The sequence below is a fragment of the Natronosalvus halobius genome, assembly GCF_024138145.1.
Classification (GTDB): domain Archaea; phylum Halobacteriota; class Halobacteria; order Halobacteriales; family Natrialbaceae; genus Natronosalvus; species Natronosalvus halobius.
On record NZ_CP099997.1, the window covers coordinates 3,450,505 to 3,469,980 of the forward strand.

Annotated in this window: 15 protein-coding genes; 9 read left to right on the forward strand and 6 right to left on the reverse strand. The window is 65.5% G+C overall.

Annotation, left to right across the window (positions count from 1 at the left end):
* Positions 1–202 precede the first annotated feature (202 nt).
* On the forward strand, positions 203–862 hold the full coding sequence (locus NGM15_RS16705) for a potassium channel family protein (protein WP_253433472.1): 660 nt from the start codon (positions 203–205) through the stop codon (positions 860–862).
* Positions 863–1,018: 156 nt separating this feature from the next.
* On the opposite strand, the gene NGM15_RS16710 is transcribed toward NGM15_RS16705, so the two are convergent.
* Positions 1,019–2,197: a DNA methyltransferase gene (locus tag NGM15_RS16710; protein WP_253433474.1), complete on the reverse strand. Its 1,179-nt coding sequence runs from the start codon at positions 2,195–2,197 to the stop codon at positions 1,019–1,021.
* A gap of 103 nt (positions 2,198–2,300) precedes the next feature.
* Between NGM15_RS16710 and NGM15_RS16715 the strand changes: the two genes are divergently transcribed.
* Both NGM15_RS16715 and NGM15_RS16720 read left to right on the forward strand, forming a co-directional pair.
* Complete coding sequence (locus NGM15_RS16715; protein ID WP_253433477.1) at positions 2,301–3,239, forward strand: calcium/sodium antiporter; 939 nt, start codon at positions 2,301–2,303, stop codon at positions 3,237–3,239.
* Positions 3,240–3,352: 113 nt separating this feature from the next.
* Positions 3,353–4,357: a glutathione S-transferase family protein gene (locus NGM15_RS16720; protein WP_253433479.1), complete on the forward strand. Its 1,005-nt coding sequence runs from the start codon at positions 3,353–3,355 to the stop codon at positions 4,355–4,357.
* 135 nt (positions 4,358–4,492) lie between these two features.
* Here the strand turns inward: NGM15_RS16720 and msrB are convergent, their stop codons facing one another.
* The 4 genes from msrB to NGM15_RS16740 all read right to left on the reverse strand — a co-directional run bounded on the left by msrB (position 4,493) and on the right by NGM15_RS16740 (position 8,429).
* The gene (gene msrB, locus NGM15_RS16725; protein ID WP_253433482.1) at positions 4,493–4,894 is read right to left on the reverse strand and encodes a peptide-methionine (R)-S-oxide reductase MsrB; all 402 of its coding nucleotides are present in this window, start codon (positions 4,892–4,894) and stop codon (positions 4,493–4,495) included.
* Between the two features lie 61 nt (positions 4,895–4,955).
* Positions 4,956–5,117, reverse strand: a complete 162-nt coding sequence (locus NGM15_RS16730; protein WP_253433483.1) for a hypothetical protein — start codon at positions 5,115–5,117, stop codon at positions 4,956–4,958.
* Positions 5,118–5,258: 141 nt separating this feature from the next.
* Positions 5,259–7,538 (reverse strand): DNA mismatch repair endonuclease MutL, encoded by a 2,280-nt coding sequence (gene mutL / locus NGM15_RS16735; RefSeq protein ID WP_253433486.1) that lies wholly within the window; start codon positions 7,536–7,538, stop codon positions 5,259–5,261.
* A 3-nt stretch (positions 7,539–7,541) separates the two neighbouring features.
* Positions 7,542–8,429 carry a dihydrodipicolinate synthase family protein gene (locus tag NGM15_RS16740; RefSeq protein ID WP_253433488.1) on the reverse strand — a complete coding sequence of 296 codons (888 nt, stop codon included), beginning with the start codon at positions 8,427–8,429 and terminating at the stop codon, positions 7,542–7,544.
* 96 nt (positions 8,430–8,525) lie between these two features.
* On the opposite strand from NGM15_RS16740, the gene NGM15_RS16745 reads away from it, so the two are divergent.
* From NGM15_RS16745 to NGM15_RS16760, 4 genes are all read left to right on the forward strand, one after another.
* A complete protein-coding gene (locus NGM15_RS16745) occupies positions 8,526–9,449 on the forward strand; it encodes an ArsR/SmtB family transcription factor (RefSeq protein WP_253433491.1) in 924 nt (307 codons plus the stop codon).
* Positions 9,450–9,659: 210 nt separating this feature from the next.
* Positions 9,660–10,580 carry an ABC transporter ATP-binding protein gene (locus NGM15_RS16750; RefSeq protein WP_253438171.1) on the forward strand — a complete coding sequence of 307 codons (921 nt, stop codon included), beginning with the start codon at positions 9,660–9,662 and terminating at the stop codon, positions 10,578–10,580.
* Positions 10,577–11,428, forward strand: coding sequence for an ABC transporter permease subunit (locus tag NGM15_RS16755; protein ID WP_253433493.1), 852 nt, complete (start codon positions 10,577–10,579; stop codon positions 11,426–11,428). Before NGM15_RS16750 ends, NGM15_RS16755 begins: the two co-directional genes overlap by 4 nt.
* Before the next feature lie 103 nt (positions 11,429–11,531).
* On the forward strand, positions 11,532–13,313 hold the full coding sequence (locus NGM15_RS16760) for a PAS domain S-box protein (protein WP_253433496.1): 1,782 nt from the start codon (positions 11,532–11,534) through the stop codon (positions 13,311–13,313).
* A 72-nt stretch (positions 13,314–13,385) separates the two neighbouring features.
* Here the strand turns inward: NGM15_RS16760 and mutS are convergent, their stop codons facing one another.
* A complete protein-coding gene (mutS, locus tag NGM15_RS16765; RefSeq protein WP_253433499.1) occupies positions 13,386–16,082 on the reverse strand; it encodes a DNA mismatch repair protein MutS in 2,697 nt (898 codons plus the stop codon).
* Positions 16,083–16,461: 379 nt separating this feature from the next.
* Here mutS and thrS point away from each other — a divergent pair, with 379 nt between their 5' ends.
* Both thrS and NGM15_RS16775 read left to right on the forward strand, forming a co-directional pair.
* On the forward strand, positions 16,462–18,420 hold the full coding sequence (gene thrS, locus NGM15_RS16770; protein WP_253433500.1) for a threonine--tRNA ligase: 1,959 nt from the start codon (positions 16,462–16,464) through the stop codon (positions 18,418–18,420).
* Positions 18,421–18,648: 228 nt separating this feature from the next.
* Positions 18,649–19,359, forward strand: a complete 711-nt coding sequence (locus NGM15_RS16775) for a phosphoribosyltransferase family protein (protein WP_253433503.1) — start codon at positions 18,649–18,651, stop codon at positions 19,357–19,359.
* Positions 19,360–19,476 lie beyond the last annotated feature (117 nt).

Here is a 19,476-nt window from a genome sequence, read left to right on the forward strand (position 1 = left end):
GCTTAAACCTTCCCGTCTCGATGTGACCACCTATACGCATACTTGCATACTCGAGCCGGCTCAAAGGCCATCCTGGCCCCTACCTGTCATCGAATTTGAATTCGAGGGTCGGTTCTATCGCTGGACCGATACACTCGCCCGACCGGACGTGGTCCGTGTCACGGACCAACATATTTCACCCCTGCCCGCGTACCTCTCTCGCATGAAGTTCATCATCGTCGGGTACGGTCGCGTTGGCGCGCGAACGGCCCGCATTCTCGCGGAGGAGGGCCACGACGTCGTCATCCTGGACAACGACCAGAAACGCCTCGAGCGCGCCGACGGTGAGGGGTTCGACGGCGTGCAGGGGGACGGTGCCGACGAGGATGCGCTGCTCGAGGCGGGCATCGAGACGGCGGACGCAATCGGCGCGATGACGCCCGACCTGAACGTCAACTTCGCGGCGTGTATGGTCGGCAAACACTACGGCTGTCGGACCGTCTTGCGGATCGACGAGGACTACCGGGAGGACATCTACGAGAAGTACGCCGCGGACGTCGACGAGATCATCTACCCCGAGCGACTCGGTGCCGCCGGCGCGAAGACCGCGCTCCTCGGTGGCGACTTCAACGTCGTCGCGGACTTGGCCCAGAACCTGCACCTGACCGTTCTCGAGATCGCCGAAGGGTCACCGGCGGTCGGCAAGCGACTCAGCGAACTCGAGTTACCCGAAGGCTCGCGCATCTACGCCCACGGACGGGAGACGGAGTCGCTGACGATTCCGCTCCCGGGGACGGCGCTGGCCGCTGGTGACGAGGTAGCGGTGATCACCGAGACGGACGCCATCGAGCAGGTTCGGTCGACGTTGCTGGCTGAAACCTGAGTCGACGCCGAAAGAGGGGGTACGTGCAGGCACACACCGGGGAAGGATGGGAACTGATACCGTCAGGGTGGTGCGTGCCTCGAACGTACCTACTCACTGACCGGGCATAAAGCTGAGTCAGACGGCCGTGTGACGGCGGTCAGACGCGTTCGCTACTCACTCGTCGACCCGAAACACGAGCACGTTCTGGTGGACCATCGACGGCACGAACGAGAACGGGTAGCCGTAGACGTGGAGATCCTTCGACGGATCGTACCAGATCAGGTTGGCCGCGAGCGTCATCGGCGCCGCGTCCTGGATCGCTCGAGCGAGGTCGGCGGCCAGGAACGCGTAGGATTGCTCGCGGTACATGTCGCCGATGAAGACGACGGCGTACCGGCCGGGTTTGACGACCCTTGCGAACTGGGCGAAACGATCGCCCATCTCGGCGAGCCAGTCGGCTTTCGACTGGTCGCTCGAGTCGGCGTGTGGTGTCGTGGTGTCGTTCGTGCTGTCGCTCTCACTTTCACTCACCTTCTCGCGCTCACTCTCACGGCGGCCGGCATTGTCGCCATTGCCGTCGCCGTCATTACAGCCGTCGCCATTGCCGTCGCTACCACCGTCGCCATCATCGACACCGTCAGCGTCGAACGCCCCCAACTTACTCTCGCGAGTCGCCCGCCGGTTTCGCGTCTGCTCGCGCTCGTCCATATCCCAGTAGGGAACGTCGGCCAGGAGCAAATCGACCGAGTTCTCGGAGAGGTCCTGGACCAGGTCTGCACAGTCGCCCTCGTGGACGTCCTGGGCAGCCAGCGGCGCCTCACCGCGTTCCCGGCGCTCCTCGTTTTCCCGCTCGAGGGCCGTCTCGTAGACCTCGATCCACCGGGGGTTTCGCTCGAAGCCGATTGCCTCCCGCAGGCCGGTTCCCTCGTGTTCGCAGAGGCTCGCACCCAGGAGGGTGCCCCCGACGCCCGCGAACGGATCGAGGACGGTCTCGCCGGCCTTGCTGAACCGACCGACGAGGTCCGCACAGAGCCGCGGGGGTTTCTGCCCCCCGTGCTCGCTCCGCAGGTCGTGCTGGAGGTCCGGCGGATAGGCTTCGGGAATCACCGACTTCGTGGCGAACTTCCACTCTCGGCCAGTGAGGTCGTTGAGTCGGTTTCGCTCGTCGTAGATCCCCCGTCCATCGAGGTAGGTCTGGTGGTCGGCCAGTTCGTCGGTGTTGACCACGTCGCCGTCCTCGACGGGGAGGGACTCCTCACGCGCCCGCTCGGCGTCGAAGTCGCCGTCGTCGTCGGTGAACAGGCGGCTCTGGCGGTGCCCGTTCTCGCCGCCTGCGTCGCCGTCGTCAGCCATACCCCGAGTCCTCACCGGTCGGGCATAAGCGCTTTCGCTCGCGGATCGGTGTCGGACCAGTGTCGACGCCGACACTTATCCGGTCGGCAGTGGAAGGTCACCCGTGTCTTTGCTCGGACCTGCGGCGTCGACCCTCGTCGGTCTGGTCGCGCTCTGGCTGGGCGCGCGGTGGCTCGTCACCGCGGCTTCCCGACTCGCTCGAACCGCGGGCATCCCGCCGCTGATCGTCGGTCTAACCGTCGTCGCCTTCGGGACGTCGGCACCCGAGATCGTTGTGGGCGTCGAGGCGGCTCTCGAGGGCCGCGGCGCCATCGCGGTCGGCAACGTGGTCGGATCGAACGCGTTCAATCTGGGCGCGATTCTGGGCGCACTAGCGATCATTAGTCCGTTTCGCGTCGCCGACACCCTCGTTCGGCGGGACGCCGTCGCGATGGCGGCGGCGACCGGGGTCGGGATCGCGGTTCTGGTAAATCTGCACGTCTCGCGCACGGAAGGGATCTTTCTCCTCGCGTGTCTGGTCGCCTACCTGGCCTGGCTCGCCCGCTCGGCACGCGATTCCGACACCGGCGCCGTCGAACCTGAACGCTCGGGAACGAACCGCCACCCTGGAGTCGACGCGCTCGTCCTCGTCGTCGGTCTGGTCCTGGTCGGTCTCGGCGGCCGGTTGCTCGTCCAGGGCGCTGTCGAACTCGCCCGCGCCGGAGGCGTCTCGGAGTGGCTCATCGGCGTGACGGTGGTCGCAGGGGGAACTTCTCTCCCCGAGGCGGCAGCGTCCGTCGTCGCGGCGCGGCGCGCCGAGGTCGGCCTCGCGGCCGGGAACGTCATCGGGTCGAACGTATTCAACCTGCTGGGCGTGCTCGGCGTCTCCGCGGTGGCCGCGCCGCTGGTCGTCGGCGCGAGTGTTCGCTCGGGGTTGTGGTGGCTCGCCGCGTTGACCGCCGTTTCGGCCGTCCTCCTGGGGACCGGCCGTCGGCTGACCCGTCTCGAGGGTGTCGCGCTTGTGCTCTCGGTGGCGGGCTTCTGGGTGCTGGCGGCGGGTTGAGGGGGCTTCGACTCGAGGCTCGATGGCTCCTCGAGCCACTCGTTTGTCGTCGTCGCTCGAGGTGACATTAGTGTTAGCGAGGGCCTTTGTGCGAGCGCCCCCTCTATTCGACCATGAACATGCTCGTCGACGGCGAGTGGCGAACCGATGCGTCCGAGACCACCACCGAGGAGGGAGCCTTCGAGCGCCAGACGACGACGTTCCGCGACGAGATCCAGGACGACCCGGACGCCCGCTTCCAGCCGGCAGCCGGACGTTACCACCTCTACGTCTCCTACGCGTGCCCGTGGGCTCACCGGACGCTCCTGGTGCGGTCGCTGAAGGGGCTCGAGGATGCCATCTCCGTCTCGGTCGTCGACCCCTACCGCGACCAGGATGGCTGGCAGTTCACGCCCGAGAAAGACGGGTGTACCGTCGATCACGTCCACGGAGCGGACTTCCTCCGGGAACTCTACGGGCGTGCCGACCCGGACACGACCTGTCGGGTCACGGTGCCGGTGCTCTGGGACACGAAGGAAGACACCATCGTCAACAACGAGTCCGCAGAGATCATCCGTATGCTCGATACCGAGTTCGACGACCTGGCGACCAGGGACGTCGATCTCTATCCCGAGGGCTACCGCGAGGACGTCGACGAGATCATCGAGGCGATCTACGAGCCGATCAACAACGGCGTCTACCGGGCCGGGTTCGCGACGAAGCAGGAGCCGTACGAGGCGGCCGTCGACGACCTCTTCGAGGCGCTCGCACACTGGGACGACGTGCTCGCCGAGCAGCGCTACCTCGCCGGTGACCGCCTGACCGAGGCCGACGTCTGCCTGTTCACGACGCTCGTGCGATTCGACCAGGTCTACCACACGCACTTCATGTGCAACGTCAAATTCATCCGCGAGTTCGACAACCTCTGGCCGTACCTGCGCGACCTCTACCAAACGCCCGGTGTCGCAGAGACGGTCGAGATGGACCACATCAAGGAACACTACTACACGACCCACCCGGACGTGAACCCGCACGGCATCGTCGCCCGCGGCCCCGACCTCGAGTTCGAGGCGCCACACGACCGGGACGCGCTGTCTGGAGAGCCACCCGCGGCGCTGGCGTCGTCGCTCGAGCGCTAGGGAACGATCTCCCTCTCCGCCAACGCTGTATGGCGTTCCGGTGGTCGTGCCTCTGCTATCTCTTTTACCGACTCGTACTCGTACTCGAGGCGGCGAGCGCCTCGGGTGGATGAAAACAGTGGATCAATCGGTCGCTTACTCGTCCTCGAACTCGAGCGCCGCCGAGTTGATGCAGTAGCGCTTCCCCGTGGGTTCGGGACCGTCCTCGAAGATGTGACCGAGGTGGCCACCGCAGTTGGCACACAGGACTTCGGTGCGGTGCATGCCGTGGCTGGTGTCGACGCGCGTCTCGATCACGTCGTCGTCGGCGTCGTAGAAACTCGGCCAGCCACACCCCGAGTGGTACTTCGTGTCCGACTCGAAGAGCGTGGCTTCACAGCCTGCACACGAGTAGGAGCCGTCCTCCTCGTGGTCGACGTACTCGCCGGAGAACGGGCGCTCGGTCCCGGCCTCCCGGAGAACGCGGTACTCCTCGTCGGTCAGGCGCTCGCGCCACTCCTCGTCGGTCAGCGTTCGCTCGTCGGATTCCTGGCTCATAGGTTTAGTAAGGGCGTCGGACTCAAGAGTCTGTCTGCGGCGAGGCGGTAGGCGAAGTGGACTACCGCCCCGTCATCACGTTCGTGCTCTCACACTCCGGACACTGAGTCATCCGCCCGAGACCAGGTACCTCGAGGCGAACCCACGCGTCGTCGCCGCCGGGCGCTTCGAAGCCGCAGTTCAGACAGCGCGAGTGTCGACCGGAGGGGGATTGCATCGCCATACTCGAGCTATGCCAGATGATAGCATAGGCGTTTTCACGACCTCGAGTGACTCTCTTCGCTCGTGATTGGTCCGCCGGCTATCGTCGGATTATACTATAAAACTCATAGTGATGCAGAAAACGCTCTCTATCGCGACCGAATCAGGCGTGACCTGGATAGTCCCGCTCGAATCGGTCCTCGAGGTCGTCGTACTCGAACTGTACGAGGACGGGACGCCCGTGGGGACAGGCGTAGGGGTTCTCACAGTCGTCCAGCGCCTCGAGCAGGTCCAGGACGGACCCCTCCGAGAGGGAGGTGTTGCCGGTGATCGACGGATAGCAGGCCAGGTCGGCGAGGAAGTCGTCGGCCAGCGCGTCGATCGTCTCGGCGCCCGCCTCGCGGTCGCCGTCGAGGAACGAGCCGAGGACGTCCCGGAGCTGGGCCGGCTCGAGGGTCTTCTCGAGGACGGCGGGAACGGTGGTGACGGCGACCGTGCGGTCGTCGATCCGGTTGGCGGAAAAACCCAGGCGTGCGAGCGCGTCCCGGTAGTGCTCGAAGGCCTCGGCCTCTACAGCAGTGAGCTCGAGTTCGACGGGCGAGGCGAGCGCCTGGGTCGTCGGATCGTCGGCGAACGCTCGCTGGAGGCGCTCGTAGTTGACCCGCTCGTCGGCGGCGTGCTGGTCGACCAGGACGAGGCCCTCGGGGGTCTCACAGACGACGTAGGTGTCCTTCAGCTGACCGAGTACCCGAAGTGAGGGCAGAGAGTCGTACTCGAGGGCGTCGGTGGCCGTCCCGCCCGCCAGCGTCTGCTGGTCGGTCGACGGGGTGATCGAGTGCGACGGGTCGCCCGAGGCGGCGTGTCGGGATCGGTCTCCTGCATCTGTCGCGCCCGTCACGTCTGTCGCATCGCTCGAATCCGTCGTGCTCGCCGTTCGATTCGTCGGTTCGGATGCGATCGAAGGATCGGAACGGCTCGCCTCCAGGTCGGACGAAGGAGTTGACGACGCCGTATCTGCCCGACCCGAGGCGTTCGTTCGTGTCGCGTCTAACGACCCTTCGGCCTCGGGTGACTCGGTCGTCTTCGAGCCATCTGCCTGCGTTGCGGGTGCCTCGCTCGAGTCGGCATTCGAATCGAGCGAACGCGAGCCGACGGCATCGCCCGAGACCGACTGATTCGACGGTCCTGAACCACTCGAACCGCCCGCCTCGGGTTCGTCAGCCGCCCCCGCGAGCGTTCCGTCTTCGTACCCAGCGTCCGGTTCGACCGCCGCCTCGTCGGGCGCCGAGCGTCCTCGGGGCGCCCGCGAACGGAGCAACCCGTACTCGAGCAGCGCGTCCTGGACGGCTGACTCGACCGCACGGCGGACGGCATCGTCGTCGTCGAAGCGAACCTCGCGCTTTCTGGGGTGGACGTTCACGTCGACGGCGTCGCCGGGGACCTCGAGGAAGAGCACGACGAAGGGGTAGCGGTCCCCGCCGAGTTGGCCGCCGTAGGCGTTCATGATCCCCTCGCGAATGGCCTCGGAGGTGACCGCTCGGCCGTTGACGTAGGTCGCGAGGTAGTCCCGGCTGGCCCGGTTCGTCTCCGGGTGCGAGACGGTTCCCGAGACCGACTCGAGCGGGCCGATCGGGAGGTCGTCGCCGTCGGCCTCGACGTCGATCATCGAGCGGGCGACCTCCCGGCCGTAGACCGAGAGGATGGCGGCCTGCAGATCGTCCTGGCCCGTCGTGGCGAACACCTCCCGCCCGTCGTGGGTGAGCGAGAGCGCCACGTCCGGATTGGCGAGGGCGTAGCGGGTGACGATCTGGTTGACGTGGGCGAACTCGGTCGCGGTGGTCTTGAGGAACTTCCGTCGGGCGGGGGTGTTGTAGAAGAGGTCTTCGACGACGACGGTGGTTCCCTCCGGACAGCCGGTCGGCTCGACGGCAACGACGTCGCCGCCCTCGTAGACGAGTTCGGTTCCCGTCGGGGATTCGCTGCTGAGTCCGTCGGCTCGAGGCCGGGTCCGAATCGTCAGCTTCGACACCGAACCGATGGTGTGGAGCGCCTCGCCGCGGAAGCCCAGGCTTTCGACGCCACGCTCGAGGTCCTCGAGGCCCGTGATCTTGCTCGTCGTGTGCTGGCGAACCGCCCGGCGGACGTCCGTCTCGGTCATCCCGCGGCCGTCGTCGCTGACCCGGATGAATTCGGTGCCGCCCGCCTCAATCTCGACGTCGATGCGCGTGGCGTCGGCGTCGAGGGCGTTCTCGACCAGTTCCTTGACCGCGCTGGCGGGCCGTTCGACGACCTCTCCGGCGGCGATCCGGGCGACGGTGTGCTCGTCGAGTTGGTGGATGGTCGTCTCGTCCGCTGCTCGCTCGTCCGTTGCTCGACTGTTTGCTCGGTCGTCCGCGTCGTCGGTTGGGTCGTCAGATGGGGTGTCGATTGTGTCGTCGGTCATGATTCAGCCCTCGAGCAGCGTGTCGGCACGGTCGGTGATCGTCTCTCGTCCTGCCTCGGGAACGGTGACCAGCGGCGGGCGAACCGCGTCGGACGGGAGCCACCCGCGGTGGCCGAGGGCGGCTTTGGTCGCGGGAGCGAATCCATAGGTTCCACACGCCTCGAACAGTCCCGAGATCGACGCCTGGAGCGCCTCTCCGCGCTCGGTTTCGGCGGTCTCGAGTACCTCGGCGTACGCCTCCGGGGCGACGTTCGAGAGCGCGTTCACGCCCCCGTCGGCGCCCATTCGGAGAGAGGGGACGAGCAGCGTGTCGAACCCCTGGAGACACAGAAATTCCTCGGGCGTTCGGCGCATCGCCGCCAGGAAGTACTCGAAGTCGCCGCTCGAGTCTTTCAGGCCGACGACGTTCTCGTGGCTGGCGACAGCCTCGAGCGTCTCGAGGGCGATGGGCTGACCCGTACACGACGGGATGTTGTAGAGCACGAGAGGGAGTGGCGACCGGTCGGCCACCGCCTCGAAGAATCGGCAGTCGCCAGCGGGATCGTTCGCTGTGTGGAAGTACGGCGGGACGACAACCGCGATGTCGGCGCCGACCTCGGCGGCCGATTCGGCGTAATCGACCGTCTCGGCGACGCTCGTCGCAGCGGCACCGGCGAGGACCGGTACCTCGCCGTTTGCTCGCTCCACTGTGACCTCGACGACCCGACGCCGTTCGTCGGGCGAGAGGCTCGCGAACTCGCCGGTCGTCCCGCAGGGAAAGAGCCCATCAATGCCGCCCTCGAGGAGCGCGTCGACGAGCGAGCCCAGCGATTCCTCGTCGACCGATCCTGATTCGTCGAACGGCGTCACGATGGGGCACGTGACGCCCTCGAGCGCCTGCTGGAAAGTCATGTATGGTTGTTTCTGAGCGGACGCAAAAGGGTATCGACGGCCGGACCCGTTCCCGGTGCGAATGCTTGTTAGGCGGTGGGGACGAACGGTCCTGCGATGACTCCCACGGACAGCGAGGACCGCGTTTCGCCGTCGGCGAGCGACGCGATCGACTCACTCGCGAACGACCGCCGCCTCGAAATCCTGATCGCGCTGGCAGACCGCGAGTGGGAGGTGCAGGAAAACGGACACGTCATGTCGTTCACTGACCTGTATGACGCGGTCGACGTCGACAGCACGTCCCAGTTCTCCTACCACCTCACGACCCTCGTCGGACGATTCGTCGCCGAGACGGACGGTGGATACCGACTCACGTACGCCGGCGACAAGGTCGTTCGCGCGATTCTGTCGGGCCTGTACGAGGCGCCGCCGACGTTCGAGGCCGTCGACGTCGACGGCGTGTGCCCGTTTTGCCGAGAAGCCGCACTCGTCGCAGACTCCCTCGAGGAGCGCTTCGTCGTCCGGTGTGCGGCCTGTGACTCGACACTCCTGGCGGATGCCTTTCCGCGCAGCCAGGCGGCACACCGATCGCCGTCCGAAATCGCCGAGAGTTTCGGATGCGGCATCTGGAGTACGGCCGTCGCGGTCGACGGCGGCGTCTGTCCGGAGTGTAACGGCGTCGTCGACGCTGCCGTCGACTCCCACGAGCGCGATGGTCTGGTCGTGCACACGGTCGCCCACACCTGTCGCGAGTGTCGCACGATGATCCACCTGCCGATAGAGGTGTTCGTCGCGCTCCATCCCGAAACCGCAGCGTTCCTCCACCGACACGGCATCTCGGTTCTCGAGACGCCACTCTGGGAACTGTTCGGCTCCTTCACGTCCGGGGAGTGGACGACCGACGTTCGGTCGATGTCGCCACTCGAGGCCCGATTCGAACTCTCGTATGACGATGAGATGCTCGTTCTCGAGATGGATGACGACCTCGAGGTTACGCCAGTCGCAAAACCCTCGGAGATTGGTATGGAAGCGAACAAATGAGCGGGAAGACGATTCGAATGCGAGGCTCGAAAACACACCGCAGCGATGACGAGTCCTGCACTTATCCTTGCTCAAACGTATTTGAGTAGCATCGTTGTCAATATGTAAGAACTATAACAATACTTTTCACGTCTCGAGCGAAGGCGTACGTGATGAGCGCTATTACACACGATCGTGGCCGACGACTGCCGTTCGGCGGAGGGGACTAGCGTGGCCGCAATCGAACTCGACGGACTGACGAAACGCTTCGGCGACGTCCTGGCCGTCGACGACTTCGACCTGACGGTCCAGGAGGGCGAAATCTTCGGCTTCCTGGGCCCGAATGGGGCCGGAAAATCGACGACCATCGACATCTTGCTCGATTTCACGCGACCAACCGGCGGCACCGCGACGGTGCTCGGCCACGACGCGCAAGAAGAGAGCCTCGCCGTTCGCCAGCGGACCGGCGTCCTCCCCGACGGCTATCACGTCTACGACCGCCTGACGGGCCGCCGGCACCTCGAGTTCGTCGTCGAGTTGAAGGCGGTCGATGAGGACGTCGACGCCCTGCTCGAGCGCGTGGGGATCGCCGAGGCGGCCGACCGCAAAGCGGGTGGCTACTCGAAGGGAATGCGCCAGCGACTCGTCCTCGCGATGGCGCTGGTCGGCGATCCTGACCTGTTGATCCTCGACGAACCCTCCACCGGCCTCGACCCCAACGGCGCCAGGGAGATGCGCGAGATCATCCGCCGGGAGAACGAGCGCGGGACGACCATCTTCTTCTCGAGCCACATCATGGAGCAGGTCGAGGCCATCTGCGACCGCGTCGCCATCATCAATCGCGGCCGACTGGTCGCGGTCGACACTGTCGAGGGGTTGCGCGACGCGACCGAGACGGCGACGACACTATCGATTTCGGTCTCGAGCGTCGACGACGCGCTCCTCGAGACCGTCGCCGGGCTCGAGGGCGTCACCGACGTCGCGCTCGAGGAGGGCCGGCTCCGGGTGATCCTGTCCGGCGGATCGAAGTTCGACGTGCTGAACACGCTCGACGACGCCGGCGCGGACGTCGGAGACTTCTCCGTCGACGAATCCTCGCTCGAGGACCTGTTCGTGCGGTACACGACCGAAGACCAGGAGGTGCGTGCATGAACACGAGGTGGGCTGCCGTCGCCAGGAAGGACTTCCAGGACGCCGTGCAGTCGCGGGCGCTGTGGGCGCTGCTCGCTACGTTCGTGCTGTTCTCGCTGCTCACGACGTACGCCTACGTCGAACTCCCCGAGGCGTTCGGCGCGGCCGGCGAGGTCTCGTTCTCCGGGCTGGTGTTCTTCCTGGCGGGGATCACCAGCCTGTTTGTCGCACTGGCAGCGATCGTCGTCTGTTACAAGTCCGTCGCTGGGGAGCGCGAACTGGGCAGTATCAAGCTCCTGCTCGCGCTCCCGGTCACCCGGCGAGACGTGTTCCTCGGCAAGGTGATCGGCCGGGCCGCCGTAATCGCGGCCACGCTCGGCGTTGGATTGCTCATCGGACTCGGATTCGGCTCCCTGCTGCTCGGAACGATCGAAATCGTCCCGCTGGTGACGTTCGTGCTGGCCGCGGTGGTCTTCGCCGGCGTCTACGCGGCGATCATCGTCGGCCTCTCGGCGACCACGTCGTCGACGTCACGAGCGACGACGCTCGCCCTCGGCTTCTTCGTCGTGTTCGAACTGGCCTGGGACGTGGTGCCGCTGGCGCTCGTCTACGTCGCGAACGGCTTCTCGCTTCCCCAGCAGATGCCCGACTGGATGTTCCTCGCGACCCAGATACCGCCGTCTTCAGCGTACTTCTCGGCACTCGTCGCGCTGCTGCCGGGTGTCGCCGACGAGGCCAACGCCCAGACACAGGCCGCTGGCTTCGACGCGGCCTACGCGACGCCGACGGTCGGGTTCGCCGTGCTCGCGTTCTGGGTAGTCGTTCCGTTGGCGATCGGTTACTATCGATTCGACGGGACGGACCTCTGATCGGGCCCGGATGAGTGGCCCGGACCGCGTCTAGAGATCGACTCGCCGATTTCTCCCCCGTTCGGCCCTTGCACCTATATCCTCGTAGTTTGTGTCTTCTGCTATGAACGATTCGTCAGAGACCATTTCGGTTCTTCACGTCGACGACGACCCGCACTTTGCCGATCTAGCGTCGACGTTTCTGGAGCGAACCGACCCGCAGATCGACGTCGTTACCGCGTCGAACCCAACGGACGGACTCCAGTTGCTCGCGGAGACGCGAATCGATTGCGTGGTCTCCGACTACGACATGCCCCACACGAACGGAATCGACTTTCTCGAACAGCTCCGACGCGACCACCCGGAGCTCCCCTTCATCCTCTACACGGGGAAGGGGAGCGAGGAGATCGCCAGCGACGCCATTTCCGCCGGTGTCACAGACTACCTGCAAAAGGAGCGCGGAACGAGCCAGTACACCGTGCTGGCGAACCGGATTCGAAACGCCGTCGAGCAGTCTCGCGCGAAGCGAGCAACCAGGGAATCGCAGACGAAACTCACACAAATCGCGGCGAAAGCCGACGACGTCCTCTATATGTTCTCCGCAGACTGGACCGAACTTCTGTTCGTCAACTCCGCATACGAGGACCTCTGGGGCGATTCGATCGAGGCGCTCGAGGCCGACCCGAAACGATTTCTCGAGCGGATTCACCCCGACGACCGGGGCCGCGTTCGGGAGGTGATGCAGATCGTCTCCGAGGGACGCTCCGAGACGATCGAGTACCGGGTCGTGGTCGACGGTGAACGACGCTGGGTTCGAGCCGACAGCAAACCCATCCTCGATTCGAACGGCCAACCCGAGCGAATCGTCGGATTCGTCCGAAACATTACGGCACAGAAACGCCGCGAGCAGCAACTTCGCTCGAGTCGCGCCCGACTCGAGGCGCTGTTCGAGCACTCACCGGACATGATCGCGATCCACGACGCCGAGGGCAGGATCTGTGACGTGAACGAGCGATTCGCCGAAGCACTGGGATACGCGGCGGCCGACCTCGTCGGCCTGCCGGTCTGGGAGATCGACACGACTGTCGAACCCGATCGGGCGCGGGCCTTCTGGACGGAGCTCCCGACGAACGACCCCCGCCGGTTCGAGGCGGAACTCCAGCGCCGAGACGGGACGACGTTTCCGGTCGAAGTCCACTTGATCCGACTAAATCTGGATGGAAAGGACCGATTCGTCGCGATGGATCGGGATATCTCGGACCAGAAGGCCAGAGAGCACGAACTGCTCCGGCAGAACGAACGACTGGACCGGTTCGCCAGCGTCGTCTCACACGACCTCCGCAACCCGTTACAGGTAGCTCAGGGCCGACTCGAGTTGCTCGCGGCGGATTGCGAGAGCGACCACCTGACCGATCTGGACGCCGCACTCGAGCGCATGAACGCTCTGGTCGACGATTTACTCACGCTCGCTCACGAGGGTGATGCGGCCATGGATCTCGAAGTGGTCGACCTGACCGATCTCGCCGAGGCGTGCTGGGCTACGGTACAGACGGATGCCGCGACGCTCACCACGAACTCGGCGCCTGCGGTACGAGCGAACCGACAGCAGCTTCGCCAGCTCCTCGAGAACCTCTTTCGTAACGCGGTCGAGCACGGCGGTGGTCCAGTTACCGTGACGGTTGGCGGGCTCGAGAACGGGTTCTACGTCGCGGACGACGGCCGGGGGATCCCTGACGGGGAACGAGAGAGCGTCTTCGAGTCGGGGTACTCGACGTCATCGGAGGGGACCGGGTACGGTCTGTCGATCGTCGACCGCATCGTCGGTTTACACGGGTGGGAGCGACAACTTGTCGAATCGTCGGCCGGTGGCGCCCGTTTCAACGTTTCGAACGTCGAGACGGGCTAGATCGAGCGAGTGCTCCAGACGTGGTGAACCGGCCGAGCGCACGAGACGTCCCATCCTCGTGCTGGCCCGCCCTCACCCCTCGTTCTCGAGTCGCCGTTTCCACTCCTGGACAGTCGCCATCAGCTCGACAGGGGACGTACTGTTCACGTCGATCGATTCGAGGGCCTCGAGGACGGCTTCGACCGCTGGATCGACCGTCGGCCCTGTTGGCTCGGGGTCGCCCCCGTCGGCGTTCGCCGGTCCTCGAAAACTCCCACTCGAGACGTCGAACACCGTCTGGACGGGATCGCTCGAGTTTCCACCCTTCGCTTCGATTGCCTTCTCCTCGCGCAGGCGCTCCAGGACGTCGCGGGCGCGGTCGACGACGGGAACGGGGACGCCCGCGAGGTCCGCGACGTGGATCCCGTAGGAGCGATCGGTCGGCCCGTCGCGGACGGTCCGCAGGAAGGTCACGTCGCCGTCGCGCTCGTCGGCCGCGACGTGGACGTTCGCCACGCGGGGCAGGTGGTCGGCCAGCCCCGTGAGTTCGTGGTAGTGGGTCGCGAAGAGCGTCTTCGCCCGGATCTCGTTGTGGAGGTACTCGGTGGCCGCCCAGGCGATGGAGATGCCGTCGTAGGTGGCGGTTCCCCGCCCCACCTCGTCCAGGATGACGAGCGACTCGTCGGTCGCCGCGTGCAGGATGTTCGAGAGTTCGCTCATCTCGACCATGAACGTCGAGCGCCCTTGTGCTAGCTCGTCGAGAGCGCCGACGCGGGTGAAGATGCCGTCGACCAGTCCGATCCTGGCCTCCCGTGCGGGGACGAAACTGCCGATCTGAGCTAATAGGACGATGCAGGCGACCTGGCGCATGTACGTCGACTTGCCGGACATGTTGGGACCGGTCACCACCAGAAAGCCGCGGTCGGAGTCCATCGCGACATCGTTCGGGACGAACTCGGTCGTCTGTTCGACGACGGGGTGGCGGCCCTGAGAAATTTCGAGGTCCTGCCCCCGGTGGAGAGCGGGTCGAACCCACCCATTTTCGGCGGCGTGGCTCGCCAGACTCGAGAGCGCGTCGACCGTCGCGAGGGTGCGACCGACGTCCTGGAGGAGGGCTGCTCGCTCCGCGACGTCCTGACGTAGTTTCTGAAACAGTTCGTACTCGAGGTCGCCGCGCTGTTCTTCGATCCGGAGTATCTCGCGTTCTTTGTCCTCGAGTTCGGTAGTGGTAAACCGCTTGGAGTTCTTGAGCTGTTTGATCTCCTCGTAGTGATCCGGGACGCCGTCGGCCGCCGACCGTCCGACTTGGATGTAATAGCCGTCGGTCTTGTTCCGGTCGACGGTGACGTGGCTGAGCCCGTGCTGGCGCTTCTCGCGGTCGGCGAGCGTGTCGAGCCATCGATTGAGTTCGTCGTGGCGTTCGATGAGCTCGTCGAGGTCGTCGTGGTAGCCCTTCGTCAACAACTCGCCCTGACGGACCGTCGACGGCGGTTCCTCGGCCAGTGCGTCCGCCAGCGCTTTGCGAAGGTCAGCGGCGCGCTCGCGGTCGACACGGTCGACGATGGTCGACAGCGGCGAGTCGACCAGGTTGGGCGTCGACTCGACAATCTCGACCACCTCGGGAACCAGCGCGAGGGTATCTCGCACCGCCAGCAGGTCCCGCGCGTCCGCGCTTCCGTGGGTCGCTCGCGAGGCCAGGCGCTCGAGGTCGTAGGCCCCGCCGAGCACGTCCTGGAGTTCGTCGCGGGCGAGCGCGGCGGTGGCGAGGGCGCCGACGCTCGCCTGGCGCTCCTCGAGCACGTCGAGCGAGCGCCGGGGGCGCTGGAGCCACTCCTTGAGTAACCGCCCCCCAGCGCTGGTCTTCGTGTGGTCGATGGTCGCGAACAGGGAGCCGTCGCGGTCGCCGTGCATTGTCTCGGTCAGCTCGAGGTTACGCTGGGTGGTTACGTCGAGGGTGACGTGGTCGTCCCCGCGGTGGGTCTGGAGGCGGGTCATCGACGCGAGCACGCCCGCGCCGGTCTCCTCGACGTAGGCGAGAACGGCGCCCGCGGCGGCGAGCGCGGATTCGGGGAGGTCGAGTCGGTCGACGGTCTCGCTTCCGAAGTGATCGCGCACGCGGTGGGTCGCTCGCTTGGGGGCGAACGCCTCCGTCTCGTGGAGGGTGAGGCGGGCCTCGAGTCGGTCGCGAAGCTGGGCGAGGAACTCATCGTTGGTCCGAACGTCGGGGCCGGGCAGGACCTCGACGGGGGCGAAGCGGTAGAGTTCGGTCATCGCCTCGTCGACGTCCTCGGCACCGGCGACGAGGAATCTGCCCGTCGTGACGTCTGCGAAGGCGAGCCCGTACGCGGTTTCGCCGCTTGAACTCGAGCCAGCTGGCGACCCAGATCCCGAACCTGAGTTCGAACCCGAGCCCTGATCCGCAACCACCGCCGCGAGGTACTGCGCGTCGGCGTCGCTCTTCTCGACGAACGTCCCGGGCGTCACCACGCGAACGACCTCGCGGGCGTGACCGTCGTCGGTCTCGTACTGGTCGGCCACCGCAACCCGGTAACCGCGCTCGACGAGGGCCTTCAGGTAGGGCGTGAGGTCGGCCAGCGGCACGCCCGCCATCGGGTACGACTGGCCCTGGGACGATTTGGAGGTCACCTTGAGTTCGAGTTCCTCCCCGACGAGTTCGGCGTCGTCGCCGAAGAATTCGTAGAAGTCACCACACTGCATCGCCAGCACGTCCGCGTCGGTGTCGGCTTTCAGAGAGAAAAACTCGCCGACGATCCCCGTCGCCTCGGTCATACTGGCTCGAGCGTGTTCCGACGAGTAAAGTCCTCCGGGTTGGGGAAGGACTCGAGCGATCCGCACACCATCAAAACGTTTTTATTCCGTTCGGGGATATCCAGAGGTACGATGGTAGGTGTCTACTTTACAGGGCCGGCCGCCCGTTTCTAATTCCCACCTGCCGCTCGTTGTGTCGACACGAACGCCTCAGCGAGCGGTACGCACGACGCTCGGTGCGACGCCCGGTGGTACGAGTCTGGACGCGGTCACGCGTACCAACGTTCCAACACCCCGTCCGAGCGACTCGAGCGAGGACACCACCTGTCTGTAGTCACCCGATAGCGACACTCACAGCTACCACAACATCGACACCCACCCCAACACCCACAACCCACCAATGTCAGAACCCGAACCTGAATCCGAATCCGCACCGCAATCGATCAACGTCGTCCTCCCCGACGGCTCCGAACTCGAGGTCGCTCCCGACGCCACCGTCCAGGACTGCGCCTACGAGATCGGCCCCGGCCTCGGTCGCGACACGGTCGCCGGCAAACTCGACGGCGAACTCGTCGCCAAGGAGGCCCCCGTTTACGACGAGGCGCGACTCGAGATCGTCACCGATCAGTCCGACGAGTACCTCGACGTACTCCGTCACTCCGCGGCCCACTGCCTGGCCCAGGCCGTCGAGCGCCACTTCGACGACGTGAAACTCGCCATCGGCCCGCCGACGGAGGAGGGCTTTTACTACGACTTCGACGACCTCGAGGTCGACGAGAGCGACTTCTCGGCACTCGAGGCCGAGATCGAGGACATCATCGAGGCCGATTACGACATCGAGCGCGAGGAAGTCCCGGTCGCGGAGGCCGAGGAGCGACTGGCCGACGAACCGTACAAACTCGAGTTGCTCGAGGAGTTAGCCGAGGAGGGCGAACAGGTCACCTTCTACAGCCAGGGCGAGTGGGAAGACCTCTGTGCCGGCCCGCACCTCGAGTCGACGGGCGAGATCGGCGTCGTCAAACTGCTCGAGATCGCGGGCGCCTACTGGCGCGGCGACGAGAAAAACCCGATGCAGACCCGGATCTACGGCACGGCCTTCGAGGACGAGAGCGACCTGGAGGACTACCTCGAACGCCGCGAGGAGGCCAGAGAGCGCGACCACCGTAAGATCGGCAACGAGATGGACCTGTTCTCGATCCAGGACGTCACGGGGCCCGGACTCCCCCTCTACCATCCGCCGGGGAAGACGATCCTCCGAGAACTCGAGGGCTTCGTCGAGGACCTGAACGAGTCGGCAGGCTACGACTACGTCGAGACCCCCCACGTGTTCAAGACGGACCTCTGGCACAAGTCCGGCCACTACGAGAACTACGAGGACGACATGTTCATCTTCGACGTGGGCGACGACGAGTTCGGCCTCAAACCGATGAACTGTCCTGGCCACGCCGCCATCTTCCAGGACCACTCCTGGAGCTACCGAGACCTGCCGATCCGATACGCCGAGAACGGGAAGGTCTACCGGAAGGAACAGCGCGGCGAACTCTCCGGCCTCTCGCGGGTCTGGGCGTTCACGATCGACGACGGCCACCTGTTCGTCCGCCCCGACCAGATCGAGCGCGAGGTCGAGGCCATCATGGACGTCATCGACGAGGTGCTCTCGACGTTCGACCTCGAGTACGAGGTCGCACTCGCGACGCGTCCCGAGAAGTCCGTGGGGGGCGACGAGATCTGGGACAAAGCGGAGGCCCAGCTCGAGTCGGTCCTCGAGAAGCGAAACGTGGACTACGACCTCGAGGCCGGCGACGGCGCGTTCTACGGCCCGAAGATCGACTACGCCTTCGAGGACGCCATCGGCCGCCACTGGGACGGCCCGACGGTTCAGCTGGACTTCAACATGCCAGAGCGCTTCGACCTCGACTACGTCGGCGAGGACAACGAGGCGCACGAGCCGGTCATGATCCACCGGGCGCTCTACGGCAGCTACGAGCGCTTCTTCATGATGCTCATCGAGCACTACGAGGGGAACTTCCCGTTCTGGCTCGCCCCCGAGCAGGTTCGTGTGCTGCCCATCTCCGACGACAATCTCGGCTACGCCCACCGTGTCGCCAACGAGTTCGGCGACTTCCGCACGGAGGTCGACCACCGGGATAGCACGCTCGAGCGCAAGATCCGAGCGGCCCACGACGACCGCGTCCCCTACCAGATCATCGTCGGCGACAACGAGGAAGAAGCCGGGAACATCTCGGTCCGTGACCGCTTCGAGGACCAGGAGTACGACGTCGAGATCGACGAGTTCCGGGCCCATCTCGAGGCCGAGCGCGACGAGAAGCGCTCCGAACCGGACTTCCTTGCGGAGTAGGACTCGTTTTTTCGCTTGCGGCGGCGTTTCGGACTCGCTTTCGCCCGTATTCTCGTACTCGTTCTCGCTCCGCTCTCGACTCACTCTGGGTCAAGCCTCGACCCTCGAGTCCCGGACCTCGAGCGCCCTCCGTTTGCGTGCGGCGATCGCCTGTGGTCCACGTTTGTGGTGGTGTAGCAGGAGCTCGCCGATCGAAATATACATACTTGTGGAATCGTGCTTACACGCATGAACCGAGCCGAAAAAGCCGCGCTCCAGCTACGAGCGGTCGACGTGTTGCGAATGCTCAAGGAAACCCGGACGTACGACGAACTCGCCGAGGCGACCGGCCTGCCGGCGGGCGACCTCAATCGCTACGTCAACGGGCACGTCCTCCCCGGAACCGAACGCGCCAGCGAGGTGGTCGAGGAGGTCGGCCGCGAGGCGCTAGCGGCCGAACTCGAGGCCCGCATCCAGGTCGACTCGGAAGGGTACGTCGACAACTCCGGGGCTGTCTTCGACCAGCCGTTTCTCGACCTCGCCGCACCCGTCGTGGCCGACGCGTTCGACTTCGAGCGCCCCGACGTCGTGTTGACGGCCGCCACCGACGGCATCACGCTGGCCGCCTCGCTCGCCAGCTACTACGGAACCCGGTGTGCGTACGCGAAAAAACGCAAGGAAACCGCCGTCGAGGACTTCTTCGAGGCCCGTGAACGCCTCGAGTCGGGCATCGAGCTCACCTACTACCTGCCGGCGGCCGCGATCGATCGCGACGACTCCGTCCTGGTCGTCGACGACCTGATCCGATCCGGCGAGACCCAGGAACTGCTCCTGGACATCGTCGAAACGGCAGAGGCGGAGGTCGCCGGGGTCTTCGCGCTCATCGCTGCTGGAAGCGACGGCATCGAGCGCGCAGAGGGTCGCACGGAGGCGCCGGTCGGGTCGTTGACGACGGTTTAAGGTTGGTTTTCGTTCTCGTTCTCTCTTCGCACTCTCGCTCTCTCCCGCTCTCACCTTCTCGCTCTCCCCCGCTCTCACCCTCTCCCTTCGCCCTCCTTTCGCTCTCTATCTTGCTTC